Source organism: Butyrivibrio sp. INlla14, from assembly GCF_900102515.1.
GTDB lineage: Bacteria > Bacillota > Clostridia > Lachnospirales > Lachnospiraceae > Butyrivibrio.
The window spans coordinates 55,021-70,443 of record NZ_FMVS01000023.1; the positions used below are offsets into that span (position 1 = coordinate 55,021).

At 40.1% G+C, this 15,423-nt stretch carries 14 protein-coding genes; all 14 read right to left on the minus strand.

The window, feature by feature from the left end:
* Positions 1–18: 18 nt before the first annotated feature.
* The 14 genes from BLO53_RS19885 to codY all read right to left on the minus strand — a co-directional run bounded on the left by BLO53_RS19885 (position 19) and on the right by codY (position 15,112).
* Positions 19–3,117 (minus strand): flagellar hook-basal body complex protein, encoded by a 3,099-nt coding sequence (locus BLO53_RS19885; protein WP_143003252.1) that lies wholly within the window; start codon positions 3,115–3,117, stop codon positions 19–21.
* Between the two features lie 209 nt (positions 3,118–3,326).
* The gene (locus tag BLO53_RS14325; protein ID WP_092062963.1) at positions 3,327–3,755 is read right to left on the minus strand and encodes a TIGR02530 family flagellar biosynthesis protein; all 429 of its coding nucleotides are present in this window, start codon (positions 3,753–3,755) and stop codon (positions 3,327–3,329) included.
* Between the two features lie 80 nt (positions 3,756–3,835).
* The gene (locus BLO53_RS14330; protein WP_092062966.1) at positions 3,836–4,552 is read right to left on the minus strand and encodes a flagellar hook capping FlgD N-terminal domain-containing protein; all 717 of its coding nucleotides are present in this window, start codon (positions 4,550–4,552) and stop codon (positions 3,836–3,838) included.
* Positions 4,553–4,604: 52 nt separating this feature from the next.
* Positions 4,605–6,173: a flagellar hook-length control protein FliK gene (locus BLO53_RS14335; protein ID WP_176757297.1), complete on the minus strand. Its 1,569-nt coding sequence runs from the start codon at positions 6,171–6,173 to the stop codon at positions 4,605–4,607.
* A 109-nt stretch (positions 6,174–6,282) separates the two neighbouring features.
* Complete coding sequence (locus tag BLO53_RS14340) at positions 6,283–7,224, minus strand: hypothetical protein (RefSeq protein ID WP_092062972.1); 942 nt, start codon at positions 7,222–7,224, stop codon at positions 6,283–6,285.
* 17 nt (positions 7,225–7,241) lie between these two features.
* Complete coding sequence (locus BLO53_RS14345) at positions 7,242–7,697, minus strand: flagellar export protein FliJ (protein WP_092062975.1); 456 nt, start codon at positions 7,695–7,697, stop codon at positions 7,242–7,244.
* Positions 7,698–7,752: 55 nt separating this feature from the next.
* Entirely contained in the window at positions 7,753–9,111 is a 1,359-nt protein-coding gene (gene fliI / locus BLO53_RS14350) for a flagellar protein export ATPase FliI (RefSeq protein ID WP_092062978.1), read from the minus strand.
* Between the two features lie 33 nt (positions 9,112–9,144).
* Entirely contained in the window at positions 9,145–10,020 is an 876-nt protein-coding gene (locus tag BLO53_RS14355; protein WP_092062980.1) for a FliH/SctL family protein, read from the minus strand.
* A complete protein-coding gene (fliG, locus tag BLO53_RS14360) occupies positions 10,013–11,056 on the minus strand; it encodes a flagellar motor switch protein FliG (protein ID WP_176757298.1) in 1,044 nt (347 codons plus the stop codon). Before fliG ends, BLO53_RS14355 begins: the two co-directional genes overlap by 8 nt.
* A 30-nt stretch (positions 11,057–11,086) precedes the next feature.
* Entirely contained in the window at positions 11,087–12,706 is a 1,620-nt protein-coding gene (locus BLO53_RS14365) for a flagellar M-ring protein FliF C-terminal domain-containing protein (protein WP_092062983.1), read from the minus strand.
* Between the two features lie 85 nt (positions 12,707–12,791).
* Positions 12,792–13,130: a flagellar hook-basal body complex protein FliE gene (gene fliE, locus BLO53_RS14370; RefSeq protein ID WP_026487711.1), complete on the minus strand. Its 339-nt coding sequence runs from the start codon at positions 13,128–13,130 to the stop codon at positions 12,792–12,794.
* A gap of 80 nt (positions 13,131–13,210) precedes the next feature.
* The gene (gene flgC, locus BLO53_RS14375) at positions 13,211–13,657 is read right to left on the minus strand and encodes a flagellar basal body rod protein FlgC (RefSeq protein WP_026487710.1); all 447 of its coding nucleotides are present in this window, start codon (positions 13,655–13,657) and stop codon (positions 13,211–13,213) included.
* A gap of 65 nt (positions 13,658–13,722) precedes the next feature.
* Complete coding sequence (gene flgB / locus BLO53_RS14380; RefSeq protein ID WP_026487709.1) at positions 13,723–14,118, minus strand: flagellar basal body rod protein FlgB; 396 nt, start codon at positions 14,116–14,118, stop codon at positions 13,723–13,725.
* A 214-nt stretch (positions 14,119–14,332) separates the two neighbouring features.
* Entirely contained in the window at positions 14,333–15,112 is a 780-nt protein-coding gene (gene codY, locus BLO53_RS14385) for a GTP-sensing pleiotropic transcriptional regulator CodY (protein WP_026487708.1), read from the minus strand.
* Between the last annotated feature and the right edge of the window lie 311 nt (positions 15,113–15,423).

Genomic DNA, 15,423 nt, shown 5'->3' on the forward strand with positions numbered 1-15,423 from the left:
AAAAGAACTACCTATTCATTATCTCTTAAGGTTTGTAAGTTCCTCAAGAAGTGTATCTGATACTGTGATGATACGGCTGTTAGCCTGGAATCCACGCTGAGTTGTGATCATCTCAGTAAACTCTTTTGAAAGATCTACGTTAGACATTTCAAGAACGCCAGTGTTCATGTAGCCGCCATCTGTTGTGATATCCTGGATTGTAGCCTCACCTGAGTTAAGAGTTGAAGCGTAAAGGTTATCACCCTCTTTAGAAAGACCTGACGCATTAGCAAATTCAGCAGATGCAATCTGACCAAGTAGCTTTGTCTGACCGTTTGAATATGTAGCGTAAATTGTTCCGTCTGTACTTACTGTTACACCATTCATCTCACCAACTGCACGTCCTGTATTAAGAGAAGACTTATCTCCCTTTACAGCCTTGATTGTTGATGATCCGTTAGTGTTGTAGTTAGTAACTGTGCTGAAATCTACTTCTATAGTACCGAGCTTTGCAAGTTCGTCAGCATCATTGGCATTCTTAACCTGGAAACCAAAAGCTTCGTTTCCTGTTACAAATCCTGAATCTGTCTTGTTGTTTGCAAACTTCATGCTGACTTTCTGAGTATCCTTATTGCCACCTGCTGAAATTATCTTACCTGTTGCAGCATCAAACTTGAGCTGAACAGTCTTTTCGCCAGTTGAAAGAACGATTGTGTCATCACTTACTATCTTGTACTTACCATCTGCACCATATGCTCTTGCATCAGAATCTGTAATTCCATATGCATCCTTAAGGAAACCTGCATAAGCCTTGGAAGATGTAGAAAGAAGATCTACAATATTTCCTTCATTTGGAACCTCAGTATTGTTATATGCCTGAATCTTCTGTGTAGATACAAAGGTGTAGCCAGTACTGTCATCGTTAGGAACAGCCTGATACTTAGGAGTATTTGTTGTCTCATCCTTAACTATCTCAAGAGTTTCCTCTTCATTGTGACTAAGGTAAAGACCACTTGCATTTATCTTGTAAGAATAGTCAAAACCTTTTGCCTCATATTCTGACTTTGTAACTCCAAAGCAGTTTGTAAGAAGTTCTTCTGGAAGGTCTTCAAGATTACCTTCGCTATTCTCAAGAAGATATGCTGTTTTGTTAGAATTAACTATAGCGTAAGGGTATGCATCAGCCGCCTTTTTCTGGCTAGCATATGAATCATCTGTTTTTGAATCTTCTACAGCTTTTACATTGCCTTCATAAATAGTTTTGTATTCTGTAAGTGGCTTAGGTCCAAATGTTATAATAGCTTCAGATCCTGATATACCAACGATTTCAATTTTACTAACATCATTTGTGCCATTATCTGTGACAGTATTTAACATTGACTGAACAGTTTGATAATATGTATCTGTAGTAGTTCCACCACCCTCATTAACATATTTATCAAGCAAAGTATTAAGCTCAGCAATAGTGTATTCAGACTTTAATGACCCACCACCTGTCGCAGTAGTCATATATAGTATAGAAGTTGTAATCTCAGCTAAGGCAGCTTCAACATATGAAATTTCTTCCCTCTGAGAAGTTTCAGAAGGATCAAATGTACCAGTTTCCTGAAGTTCTTCAACTTTAAGGCTATGTCCATCAAAAGTATATCTTACATCACCTGTTGCAGCTGCCAGCGCAGTATCAAAGTTTCCAGAAAACTTACCACTTCCAACACTAAGAATTTCACTTGCTGATTTATTCTTAATATTTTCGCCCTTATCAAGATCAGATATATGAGGATAGATGTTTAAAGTGCTAACGCCATTAGTGGCCTCTGTCAATGTATATGTATATTTCTGTGACTGATCAATGTATTTTTCAATATTAGCTTCATCTATTCCGTATACATTTTTTAATGTTTCTGTATAATCCTTAAGGTCCTTACCATCACCATAGGTTCCAGCTTCTGTAGTCGGAATAACCCTGTATCCAAACTTTGTATCTTCATTTACATAGTAAGAATAAATATTCTTTGGAGAGAAGGAATAGTTTGTTGCATATTCTTTAGTTTCTGTAAAAGATTTTGTGACAATAAGGCCACCTGTAGAAGGATCAATTCTTACTGCAGAATTCTTGGAAACGCCGTCAGTACTTGTGATCCAGTCATCATCCTTGCCATATACAGTCTGAAGAAGTCCCTTATAGGGGTTCTTATTGGATGTAGCATTATTTATATCGCCAAGTGTAAGCTCATATCCCTCGCCGCCACTTGGAACAACTGCTCCATTAAATAAAGCTGTGCCAGCCTTCTGATAAACCTTTGAAGACTTAGTTCCCATTTCTACCTGATAGTCGCCCTCTTCATTTACAAGCTTTTCAAAGTCCTGGATATCGCCAAACTGAACGCCTGCAAGTCTCTCTGATCCGATTGAGTTACCATCAGAATCAATAATGTCTGTAAGCTGAACTGAGAAAAGATGATCGTTAGGATCCTCTGTATCTTTGATTGTAAATTTAGCTGTGTAGAGATAACCCTTGTTGTCATAGAACTCAAGAGTTACTGTCTTACCATCGTCAGAGACGATGTTTGAGTCGTTGTCATCAAGGTTTCCGCTGTAAAGAGCCTGTGTAGTGGATGCTGGTGAATATGTTGTATTATCAGCACTCATGATCTGAAGCTGAGAAAGTCCGCCGTTCTTATTTACTGTGATAGCCCCGGTTTCTGGATCTTCCTGAGCTACCCATCCCATTACGAAGTATCCGTTTGACTGCATTGCAAGGTTACCTGCGCCGTCAACGTAGAAAGAACCATCTCTGGTATAAAGGTTTTCTTTTCCGTTATTAACAACAAAGAAAGCCTTACCAGTAATCATGATATCGAATGGGTTGTTAGTTGTCTGAGTTGCGCCCTGACCTTCAATTGCTGTTGCAATAGCGCCTGACTTAGCACCAAGACCAATCTGACGAGCATTTACACCACCTTTTGTCTCTGTGGCGCCAGATGCTGTCTGAGTTGTCTGGTACATAAGGTCTGAAAATGTAATAGATTGTGATTTAAAAGATGTGGTGTTAACGTTGGCAATGTTGTTACCAAGTACATCCATCTTAGTCTGGTGAGTACGAAGTCCTGCAACACCAGAATAAAGTGATCTCATCATAAGGCAAAGTCCTCCATAATATGAATGATATAAGTGTCATAAGTAAAAAATGCTTATAAGCCTGCTTATTAAGCTTTTTAACTTCATGACCTTAACAAACATGAAGAATAAGCAATTCGTATATCATTCTTAATTTTGGACGGATGCGTGAAATAGCGGATGATCCCTTCTATCGGTCGGGGATCAATAGATTTCCCTTTCGGGTCCAATCATGCAATCACTGCTCCGTCAATATTTGTAAATACGTTACTCTTTGTTTCTGTCTGGTCCATAGCTGTAACTACTGTGTTATTTGGCACGTTCACGATAAAAGCAAGCTGGTCAACTAAAATGAGAGAATCTTTTATACCTTTTTCACCTGCTTCTTTGGCACCCTGATAAAGTCTGTCCATCTGGTCTTTTGTAAGTTCAATGCTTCTATCGCTTAGCCTGTTTGTAGCGTGCTTGGAGAATTTAAGTCTATCTCCTGCTACAATATTATTATCGGCATCGTCCCTGATTTTATTTAGTATCTGGGCAAAAGAATCTCCGCCAGTTACCGCAGCAGTTTTAGGATCAGTGTTCTTGGCTCCCTGGGGCTTTAAGTACTGATCCTGGACCTGACTTATTGAAGAAAATCTAAGTTCATCAATTGTCATATTCCTGCTCTCCGTAAAAAGAAATTACAATAATCGCTCACACAAACAATCTGATACATACTACATCTACAGCAGATTCATTAAGATTCTTGCTGCAATTCTTTTAGCTTTCTCGATGTCTCATCATCCTTGTTAAAGGTTCTGTGAACATCACCTCTAATGTCATCAATTCTGTTTACATACTGCTGAAGGCTTGTTACGTAGTTAGGATCCATCATCTTTCTAGCCTTATCGTCCATTTCCTCCATGTAGAACTTGTACATGGTGTCGATTGTAAGGCCGTGCTCCTGCTCATTTACAAAGTCAAGGCTTCTAGGGAGCTTGTCGATTGCTTCCTGGAAATCTTTTACCTGATCCTGAGCTGCTGTAAAGTCAGCATCATAAACTTCCGTGACATCGTCAACGTTATAGGCTGTTCCATTGATTGTAAGATATGCCTTGTTGCCGCTATAAGTCACATAGTCAACAGTTCCGATGATCTCTGAGCTCTTTCCTGTATCCGAATTTGTCTGAGTAACCTTAACTGTCTTACCTACAAGCTCTGATGCCCTTGATAAAGACATAGCGCTTGCCATGTTGTTAAGCTGTTCAACCTGAGTGAATGTTGCGTACTGTGAAATATACTCAGTATTTGATGTTGGCTCCATTGGATCCTGATATTTCATCTGGGCTACAAGAATCTGAAGAAAAGAGTCCTTGTCATATCCTGTCTTGGCTTCAGTGGCCTTTTTATTATTTTCAAGGTTTGTAACTTCGCCATTTTTAATTACAGCACTTACCTGATTAACTTCTGCCATTTTTTATCCTCCAGGGGAAGCTTATTGCTTCCCCTCAAAATCTTTGTTTTTCTTAGGCACTAAAGTCTACCGAGTTTCCGTTTGCCGCCATCATCTGAGCTGCAATCCTGTCTGCATCTGATATGCCTTCATCGTCTTCTACAAGTTCCTCTGCAAGGTTGATTCTTCTTAGAGGTCTTGCTTTCCTTGCCTGTTCTTTGTTATAGGCTTCGTTGTTGTCTGATCCTTGCTGAAGATTTTGTTCAAATGCATGGCTTGCAATTGTAACTTCTATGGATGTAACCTTTATGCCCTGTTCATTGAATTTCTGCTGAAGTGTCTGCATCTGGGCTTCCACTGCCTCTTTTACAATCTCATTCTGAGCTGTAAATTTAGCTGTGATTCCGTCCTTACTGCTTGTAAGGAGAATGTTGAGATTACCAAGGCTTGCAGGATGAAGTGATAATTCCATTGATGATTCTGTAGCAAAAGATCTAATGGTAATGCGATCAGTAATCTGCCTTAGAATATTCTCCATCTGTGCCCTGTTTGTGTACTCAGTGGCGCCAGTTTTTGCAGTGTCCATATTTTCAGTTAAATTATCAAGTAGCTGGTTAAAAAGAGTTGCACCTGGGTTATTAGTGTTTTGCTCATTTCCAGTGTTTTTGCCATTCTGCTTGGACATTTCGCCAGTATTTTCAACGGGTTTAAATACTTCTTCACTGGAAATCTCAGGTGCTTCAACCTTGATATCAGATGTTAGATCCTTAGACTGTGATGCCTTAAGGTTTTGCTTAAGTTCTTCAGCATGTAATACTATTTCCGGCTCCCTTACTTTAATATTTTTAAGTTCAGGATCAACCTTCTCTGCATTTTCCTTTATTGCTGATAGAACATCCTCATTAGATAAATCAAACTCTTTCATGAGCTGGCTCTTCATACCTTCCGCATCCTCAAAGAGGTCCTGCATGTTAGTATTTAGGTCTGCATCTGTTAGCAGATCAAGCGCTTTATCCTGTGTATCAAGGTTTGTGATCAGTTCTCTTATATTCTGAGGATTAAGAAGATCTGTCATCATAATTCCCAGCATATCCATCGCGTCTACGATTTCTTCCTCAGATATATCAAACATTTTTGCTATATGAGCTACCATTTCCTTAGTATCTTCTTCTATAGCATTCTGTAGCTTTTTGTCGGCATCCTTGCTGGATGTTTCGTTGGTATTTGTGTCTGTAGTTGCTGTCTTTTCAAGGTTCTTGTCAGTTGCTTCTGTAGTTCTATCGTCGATATTCTTGGTATCCTGATCCTTAGCTGCGGTATTTGCCTTCGCTTTATTTGGATCATTTACATCACTACTCTTGCCTGACTTGTCATTTATCTTTTTAGATAAGTTCTGAGCATTTTGATCATTCCTTGTCGTATCCTGCCTTGCAACAAGCTTTTCAGTTGATGAATAGCTTATTTTTGCTGTTGTGCTCTTTGCCTGGATCATAGCCGATGAAGCCTTATTAAGAAGCCCATCAAATCCAGTCAGATCATTATTCTGATTCTTCTTAGAATAATCAACCTTCGAAACACTCGCCACAGTACTTCGTGTGATAATAGACATCTGCATGTCTATCGTCTTTGTAGTACCGGTCATGTAACCTCCTTTCGACTTTATTTCAAGGTGCATAGATTCTCAACTTCTATATCGTCATAAGGCAAAAAAAATTCACCCATAAGGGTGAATTTTTTAGAAATTTTATATTTTATTTTTTCTCACCAGTGACCTGAGTAGATTCTTTCTCAAGAGCTGAAGGCTCCAGAAGCTGCGTACACTTAGCAGCATTTTCTTTTTCCATCTGAGCCAGAATATCTCCGCGGTTTTCAATGGTCATCTGGGCCAGGATTCTGCAGACAAGCTGGATCTGGTTTTCGTTTATCATCTCATCAAAAATCTGAGCGGCCTGCTTGGCCTTCATTCCTGAATAAGTGGTTGCAAAAGCCTTTATAGCTTCATCGTCAAGTTCTCCCTTTACAACCTGCTCATAAATCTTGGCAGCAGTGTCAGGATCTATCATGGCGTAGTAGGAAGCATAGGCAGCAGCATCTGGGGCGTAATCCCCATAAACTACACTGGCATAGAAGCTTGCTCTCTCTTCATAGAATTCTTTTTGCTGCCTCTCAAAGGGCTCAAGTCTTGTAACTTCGGCATTAAGCTTATCTATAGTGGAAGCATAGCTGCTATTTTGTTCCATCTCAGACTGAAGCATGTTTTCAAGCTTTCTAATGTAGGCATTTGCTTCTTCAAGGCTGTTTATGGAGGTTCCACCTGAGCTTTCAGCGCTGCTGTAATCAACCTGAGATTCATCATAAGTGCTATTTTTAGCAGTATCAGGAAGGATCAGATTGACATAAGGCACATCCTTTAAGATTGGCGCCAGAATATCTGAGCCAAATCCGCCCACATCAAGCTTTATTAAAAGAGCCATGATTGCAAGCCAGATCAATATAATAAGGAATGTTATAACGATAGTTGCAAAGCCTCCTGCGTTATCTCCATTTATCTCCGCAGTTCTATCTGCAAATTCCTGGGCTTTTTCCTTGGCCTCTTTTCTCTGTTCCTTTAATTTTTTCTGATATTCTTTTTTATCCGCTTTGAGTTTGGCCTTGGCGGCCTTGGGATCCTCAATGTTGCCTAAATCAGCCATGTATTATCCTCACTCATTTACATTTCGCGTTGTCTTTGGGTATAGGTAAAACTTGTGCGCTGGTCGTTTTCTTTTGCTTCTTCCTGCTTTTCTTCTTCTATCCATTCAGCGTAGGCCCTGTCTCTTAGAGTTTCCTGCATCTTGCGCTCCTGGATAGCCCTGGTAAGCTTAACTCTGGCCTTTTCAACTATTTCTTCATGCTGCTTAACAACTCTGGCCTGGGATGCGATCATAACATCCATCTGGGCTGTGGCATACTGATTATCCAATATATCCTGAAGTTTTAGTCTGTCAGCATTTCTAAGTTCCTCAGCCTCCCTTAAGTAATTATCCTTTCTGTCAAAATAGCTTTCCAGAATATCCATCTGCTTGTTAAGTTCAGCCTGGGCAGCAGCAAATTCCATTTTGATCTGCCCTTCCGTTTTTTGCTTGATATTTAGGACGCTCTGCATCCTGTAGACAAATCTCGCCATAAGCGCTGACTCTCCCTAGTCCTTATCACAATTGTTCCAGGGCAAAAGATATACCTTAGTCATTGAACATATTTATCAGCTGACTTCTTATCTCCTCGAAGGAAAATTTCTCATCTGTTTCCTGCATAAGAAACTGATTAACCCTTTCTATCTTAGAAACGGCATAGTCAATATTTTTATTGGCACCTGCCCTATAGGCACCGATATTTATAAGATCTTCGGCATCGTTGTAGGTTGCAAGCACGTTTTTCAGTTTACCTGCAGCTTTTTTGTGCTCTGGATCAGCTATAGCAGACATACATCTTGAAATGCTGGCCAATACGTCAATTGCAGGATAATGGTTCTTTTGCGCAAGCTTTCTGTTTAAGACTATATGTCCGTCCAAGATACCACGGGCCGTATCTGTGATTGGCTCATTCATATCATCACCATCTACAAGAACTGTATAAAGGCCTGTGATTGAGCCCTTTCGAGATCTGCCAGCTCTTTCAAGGAGCTTTGGCATTTCAGCATAAACACTTGGCGGGTATCCGCGGGAAACAGGTGGCTCGCCACTGGCAAGACCAATTTCGCGCTGAGCCATAGAAAAACGTGTCAGGGAGTCCATCATAAGAAGTACGTCTTTTCCCTTATCACGAAAATATTCAGCTATTGAAGTTGCTGTCTTGGCAGCCTTAAGTCTCTCAAGAGCTGGCTTGTCAGAAGTAGCACAGACAACGATAGATCTTTTCATGCCTTCTTCTCCAAGGTCTCGCTCTATAAACTCTCTAACTTCCCTTCCACGCTCTCCAATTAGAGCAATCACGTTTATATCTGCCTGAGTATTTCTGGCAAACATACCAAGAAGTGTACTCTTACCAACACCAGATCCTGCAAAGATTCCAATTCTCTGGCCCTTTCCGACTGTTAAAAGGCCATCTACAGCCTTTACTCCAAGAGATAGAACTTCAGAAATCGGATCCCTAGTCATGGGATCAGGCGGCTGATTCTCTACTGAGTAGGCAACGCCATCCTCAAGGATTGTACCTTTTCCAAAACTTGTGCCATCTATTCTGCCAAGGCCATCAAGAGTCTGGCCTAAAAGGCCTTCGCCAACATTTACTCTAAGGGGTGAATCAGTGTTTTCAACTATGCTACCGTTTCCTATTCCACTGGTATTTTCATAGGGCATAAGTTGTACATGATTGTCTTTAAAGCCAACAACTTCAGCCATTGAAGGTCTTCCCTTACTATCTGAAATAGTATCGGAATCTTTTTTCTTTGGGTAAATAAGGCAAATGTCACCAAGCTTAGCATCAGGTCCTGCAGACTCGATGGTAAGTCCTATTACATTCACCACCTTTCCGCTCATGCGGTAAAAGGGGGCATTTTGCATTTTATTGTATTTGGAAAAATCAATGTTTGATGTAAGCATGCACTCTCCAATATACAAGTTTTAATGTTTCTATCAGCGTCTAGATCTGTCAAAGGAAAGGAGCTTTAGTTTTCTTGATATTTCGGCAAGTTCAACTCCAAGACTGCAATCATAAACGCCAGAATCAGACTCTATCATGCACTCATTTTCTTTTAAAAGAGGATCTTCTATGATCTCCATAGTGGTATTAGGAGATGTTACGCAGGCTTCAAGGGAAGCTTTTTCCTCTATGACATCATCATAATCATCGGAGGAAACATGAACTATAAGGTCATTGCCTGGTTCTATCCTTGATAAGGTAGATTTAAGAAGATGAAGGATTATCTCTTTATCTTCCCTAAGTTCAATGCCAAACACATGCTCATAAATCTGGGTAAGGACATCAACCATCTCAGGCTCTAGGCCATCAACAAGCTGCTGATACTCAGCTTCAAGATCTCCTCTTTGCTGCTCAATTTCAGCCTTTAGGGCTTCTGCAGCCATGGCCCCCTCCTGATAGCCAGCTTCATAGCCCTGTCTGTGTCCTTCCTCCTGAGCCTGAGCTATTATTGAGTTTGCCTGTTCCTGAGCATTCTGGATTATGGCATCAGCCTGTTCCTGAGCCTGCTGAAGCTTTAGATCCATCTCAGCCTGCATTGCTTCCATGTCAAACTGGGGATCCGGAAAAGAATCAAGCATGCCCTGATCTTCAGTAAGCTGAGAAATCTGTTCCATGTCAATTCCAGGAACAAAGTCCCCTTCTTCCCCTTCCATGGGAAAGCCTTCTTCTGATGCCTGTTCAGCCCTTTTCCTCTGCATTTCTGCTTCCTGAAAGGCTTCTATTTTCTGATTTGCAAGTTCGTTACTGTCAATGACATATTTTTCCGTGTCATCGTAGCTGACAAACCCGCCTTTAAACAAATTAGACAACTAGCTCATCACCTCCGCCTCTGGAGATTACAATTTCACCAGCATCCTCAAGCTTTCTGATAACATTAACAATCTTCTGCTGTGCTTCTTCAACATCCTTCATACGAACAGGTCCCATGAAGTCCATGTCTTCCTTGATCATAGCTGCAAGACGCTTTGAAAGGTTGTTAAAGATAGCAGTCTGTACATTCTCAGTTGCTCCCTTAAGAGCAAGACCAAGATCACTGTTCTCAACCTCACGCAGCACTCTCTGAATGGATCTGTCGTCCAAAAGAAGTACATCCTCGAATACGAACATCTTCTTTCTGATCTCGTCCGCAAGCTCTGGCTCCTCGATCTCGAGAGTTTCCATGATGTGCTTTTCTGTTGCGCGGTCTACTGTATTGAGGATTTCTACAACTGCATCTACACCACCAACAATTGTGTAATCCTGGTTTACAAGAGATGAAAGCTTTGATTCCAACACTTTTTCTACTTCCTTGATAGTATCAGGACTTGTTCTGTCCATGGCTGCAATACGCTTGGCAACGTCCGCCTGTCTGTCAGGTGGAATTGCAGATAAGATAAGCGCACTTTGTGACGGTGACATGTATGACAAAATAAGAGCTATTGTCTGAGGATGCTCATCCTGAATGAAGGTAAGGATCTGTGAAGGCTCAGTCTTTCTGATAAATTCAAAAGGTTTAACCTGAAGTGAAGCGGTAAGCTTACTGATAACGTCGAGAGCCTTATCTTCACCGAGAGCTTTTTCAAGAAGCTCTTTGGCATAGTTGATACCGCCTTCTGCAATATACTGCTGAGCAAGGCAGACACCATAAAACTCTTCCAAAACAGCCTCTTTTATCTGAGAAGTGACACTTCTAGTATTGGCTATTTCAAGGGTTAGCTCCTCTATTTCCTCTTCCTTTAGATGTTTAAATATGGCGGATGATTTCTCTGGACCAAGTGCGATCAAGAGAATGGCCGCTTTTTGTGTGCCTGTAAAATCGGCAGTCAGGCTGGCTGTGCCAGCAGCGCCAGTAGCTTCAGCATCCATATATGTTTCTCTCCCCAAGTTATAATATTATTAGACCCCGTAGTCTTCATTCAACCAGTTGCGAAGAAGGGTTGCAGCGGCTTCAGGATTCTCATCAACAAACTTCTCGATAAGTCTCTTAGTTTCAGAGCCAGTATCCATTTCAATATCTGAAAGAACTTCTTCTGGCTGAGACTCAAGAAGCTGCTCAACAGAAAGCTCTTCGGGCTCTGGTTCTTCCTCTGTCTTCTTGCTGGTCCACATACTTCTGATAACGATAAAGGCAAGAAGTCCAAGGATGATGAGAATTGTAAGAATCTGCAGAATATCAGTAACAGTGATATTTGCACCAGTCTTATCCAAAAAAACATATTGCGTATATGCCGCCATTGCAACATTTTCAGCTGCAATTCCTGTTGCCTTTGAAACTACATTTATCATATCTTCAGGTACAGTCAGTGCAACCGGCTCTGTGTTTGCTGTCTTGTACTCATTCCAGGATAAATCACCGTTAGCAGCCTTATCGTAATTTTCTTCCTTCATAACAACGTAATTTATGGCTGTCACTGAAATAGATGATTCATCATATTTTATCGAACCTGGAAGTGTCGTTCTTGTCTTAATATCTTCATTTGGAAGGTAATCTCTAGTTTCCTCTGAAATTGTAGAACTGGAATTGGTATTGTCCTGGGTAACATAGGTTGTCATATCATCTTCATTTGTGTCAGTACCAGGAATGCCACTTACTCCGTTTACATTCTCTGCATTATAGATAGATTCATGGCTCAAAACACCCTGTGTCTGATCTTCAGCAGGTGTGTAATTGTGCTCTGTATATTCCTCCTTAGAATTATCCATTACCAGGTTGCTGGCAACTTCTATATCATCGTATAGCTTAGTCCCTAAAAGAACCTTTTTAACTTCACTTTTTACAATCTGTTCAGCCTTAGTCTTAAGATTAAGCTGCGTGCTTGCAATCCCTGCGTCAGTTGTCTCTTCGCTTCCTGAAAAAAGAAGATTGCTGGCTGTATCCATAATAACTATGTCGTTAGTAGTTTTTTTACCAAGAGCTGTAGCTACGCCCTTTGCAAGAAAAACGGCATTTTCTTCTCCAAAGCTATCAGGATCAGATATATCAAGGATAACAAAGGCAGAGGCCTCATCCTTATTGCCAATTAAAGTTCCATCGTTATCAGGAATATTTAATGTGATATTTGCAGACTCGATAGCATCAAATTTAACGATCATTTCATGCTCAAGTTCGCTTTGAAGATATTTTACATATTTTTTCTGCTTATCAGATTCGGTGGTTGAAAAACTACCTTCAGTAACATTTTCAATGCTATAAGCATAGGACTGAATGTCGTTTGCACCTAAAAGTAGACTGGCTTCAGCTTTGTCTTTTTTAAGAACCCTAAATTCCAGTCCGTCATCTGACATTTTATAATTGATTGAATTGGAATCAAGAAGCTCCTTTATCTGGGAAGCTTCTTTTGCAGAATCGGCCTGTGCCAAAAGATAATATTGAGGCTGGTTAAGTACTGTAACCAAAATGATAATGGTGAGCACCACAACAGTCCCCGCACCGACTATCAAAGTCTTCTGCTTGGCTGTAAACTGGTTCCACCAATCGAGAATTTTCTGCCATAAGGCTTTTAATCTTTCAGCCATGGTTTCTCCCTCCCCTCATATTCTAATCTTGTGAAAATCGCGTTATACAAACATCTTCTTACTTCGTACTCTAGCTATGCTACTCTTACACCTGCATCTGAGTGAGCTCTCTATAGGCAGACAAAGCGCGGTCCCTCACCGCAATTGTGTACTGAAGAGCTGTCTGTGCCTTCTGAAGTGCAATTGATAGATCATGAGTATTGTTGGTCTGGCCAAGCGCCCATTTGATCTCCTCATTCTCCGCATCAGAAAGATATGCATTGGTAGTATTTATGTTTTCTAATGCCCTGTCAAAAATGCTGTTAAAAGAGTTATTATCATCATGAGGTCCAAGCACGTTATAGACCTTGCTGTTATATTTTTCAGCATTTCGGATAACATCAGACGATACATTTCGAAGCTGTGATATGTCAAGAGATGCCATTTATTATCCCCTCCTAAATGACCATCCATGGCTTTTAATATCTTATGTCGCTCCATTATCATGCTTTTTTATTTATTTTATTATGACTGGCCAAGTTCAAGTCCTCTGGTCGCAATGTTCTTACTTGCGTTAAATGCTGTTGCGTTAGCTTCATAAGACCTGCTGGCATCTATTAGGTTTGTCATCTCAGTAACGGTATTAACATTTGGATATGTAACGTAGCCGTTGGCATCAGCGTCAGGATGTGATGGATCATAGACAATATTCATCTGAGTCCAGGTATCATCCTGCACCTGAGTTACCTTTACGCCGCGACCTGAATAATGATCTAGTCGTTCATTTAATATTCTTGAAAAAGGTGTCTGTGTTCCTTTTTCTGCAAATCTGACTACCTTCCTTACATAAGGAGTCCCGTCAGCAGTTCTTGTAGTATTAGCATTGGCGATGTTTTCAGAAATAATATCCATTCTGAAACGCTGCGCCGTCATGCCTGATGAATTAATGTTAAAGGAATCAAATATATTCATATTCCCTCCTTGCCACGTGGCTTTAAAGGTTACAACCAACTATCTTCAAAGAATCAATTTAAAATTTATGATGACTTGCACACTGCCTGAAGATTCTGGAATTCAGCCTTCAGTCCTGTCATAAGTCCCTGGTATTTGATCTGGTTGGCAGCAAGGGTAACGCTCTCTGTATCAATGTCAACGTTATTCTTATCTAGTCTGTATGAAAAATTCGAATAATCGTTAATCACGCGAGGCCTTAGCTCATGTTCTTTAAGTCCAGCTACTTTGGCATCCATAGAAACATATCTTGAATTGCCAAGTGCCCTTTCTAATTCATCCTCAAAATTAAGATCCTGTCTCTTATAGCCTGGAGTGTCCACATTGGCAAGATTGTTAGCAATAACCTCGTTGCGAAGCCAGGAAGCATCAGCAGCCTTATCAAGAACATTGATATAATCAAACGCATTACTGTTAATCATCCTTGTCCTCCTCTAAAATAGGGCAAACTACAGACACGATATCTTATTATATTAATAATATGATTTTTTGTACTAAAATACAAGCAATTTATACTTTATATAGTGTCTTTATTGCCAAAATACTACAATATTTGGAAAACAAAATGAAGGAATTCACCAAAAATCGATAAATCCCTTCATCAATAATCCATCCTGTATAAAGTTTATCGGCTATTTACATCTCTGCCTTAAGCTTCTTGATCTCATTGAAGACCACATCATTTGTTACCTTGATGTAGGTTCCCTTCATGCCAGAGGATCTTGATTCAATTACACCTGCGCTTTCAAACTTTCTAAGAGCATTTACGATAACGCTTCTGGTAATTCCAACCCTATCTGCTATCTTACTGGCTACCAGAACACCTTCCATGCCATCTAGTTCATCAAAGATGTGGATGATGGCTTGCATCTCTGAAAATGAAAGTGTACCAATAGCAGATTTAACAACAGCCAGCTTTCTGGACTCTTCAGCATTCTCTTCGTTGACTGCCCTTAACATTTCAAGTCCTACGACTGTGGTACCATACTCGCAAAGGATAATGTCATCAATATCATATGGGGCATCAGTCTTGTAAATAAAAAGTGTTCCTAGTCTTTCTCCAGCAATCTCAATTGGAGTAATGATAGCCTGAAATTTAGAAAAATCAATTCCTTCAAATCCCAAAGTCTCCAGATTGACATTTTCTTTTGTTGAAAGAATTGTAAGTAATCTCTCATTTAGCATAGGATCGATAAAAGATCCGACATTGTCAACTAAAAGGTCGCTTAAGGACTCCACATTGGCGCTCTCGCCTATACCCAGAACTTTACCTTTCTTACTGATAACAAACATGTTAGAAGATAGAATGTCGCACAACACTCTGCAAATGTCATTAAATACTACCTTGCCAGAATTACTGTTATGCAAAAGTTTGCCAATTTTACGGGTCTTATCTAGTAGCTGTACACTACTCATCAGAGTTCTCCTTTATGTTTATTTTCCCCAAGCGTATGATTATATACGCAATATCGTAGATTGCACACCTACGCTATTGTTATGATAGCATAAAAAAATAGGCGCTTCAAACAATAAAGCGCCTACAATTATGAAAATTAGGTTAAATTTTCAGAAATCTCTATTTTATGAAAATTACATTTACTTTTCTTCTTTTTGTGGTTTATCCATTACAAACCCGAGTTCAGAAGTTGAATAAAGCGTAAATCATCCGCAAGCCCTTGTGGCATGCGGAATTTTTTTGTCAATATTTTGTATTTTATATATAGTGT

Excerpts from the sequence above, each read along its gene's own strand:
- BLO53_RS14330 (WP_092062966.1), bottom strand. The coding sequence starts at position 4,552 with ATGGCAGAAGTTAATCAGGTAAGTGCTGTAATTAAAAATGGCGAAGTT.
- fliG (WP_176757298.1), bottom strand. The coding sequence starts at position 11,056 with ATGGATGCTGAAGCTACTGGCGCTGCTGGCACAGCCAGCCTGACTGCC.
- codY (WP_026487708.1), bottom strand. The coding sequence starts at position 15,112 with ATGAGTAGTGTACAGCTACTAGATAAGACCCGTAAAATTGGCAAACTT.
- BLO53_RS14325 (WP_092062963.1), bottom strand. The coding sequence starts at position 3,755 with ATGACAATTGATGAACTTAGATTTTCTTCAATAAGTCAGGTCCAGGAT.
- BLO53_RS14335 (WP_176757297.1), bottom strand. The coding sequence starts at position 6,173 with ATGACCGGTACTACAAAGACGATAGACATGCAGATGTCTATTATCACA.
- BLO53_RS19885 (WP_143003252.1), bottom strand. The coding sequence starts at position 3,117 with ATGATGAGATCACTTTATTCTGGTGTTGCAGGACTTCGTACTCACCAG.
- BLO53_RS14340 (WP_092062972.1), bottom strand. The coding sequence starts at position 7,224 with ATGGCTGATTTAGGCAACATTGAGGATCCCAAGGCCGCCAAGGCCAAA.
- BLO53_RS14345 (WP_092062975.1), bottom strand. The coding sequence starts at position 7,697 with ATGGCGAGATTTGTCTACAGGATGCAGAGCGTCCTAAATATCAAGCAA.
- fliI (WP_092062978.1), bottom strand. The coding sequence starts at position 9,111 with ATGCTTACATCAAACATTGATTTTTCCAAATACAATAAAATGCAAAAT.
- flgB (WP_026487709.1), bottom strand. The coding sequence starts at position 14,118 with ATGATTAACAGTAATGCGTTTGATTATATCAATGTTCTTGATAAGGCT.
- flgC (WP_026487710.1), bottom strand. The coding sequence starts at position 13,657 with ATGAATATATTTGATTCCTTTAACATTAATTCATCAGGCATGACGGCG.
- fliE (WP_026487711.1), bottom strand. The coding sequence starts at position 13,130 with ATGGCATCTCTTGACATATCACAGCTTCGAAATGTATCGTCTGATGTT.
- BLO53_RS14365 (WP_092062983.1), bottom strand. The coding sequence starts at position 12,706 with ATGGCTGAAAGATTAAAAGCCTTATGGCAGAAAATTCTCGATTGGTGG.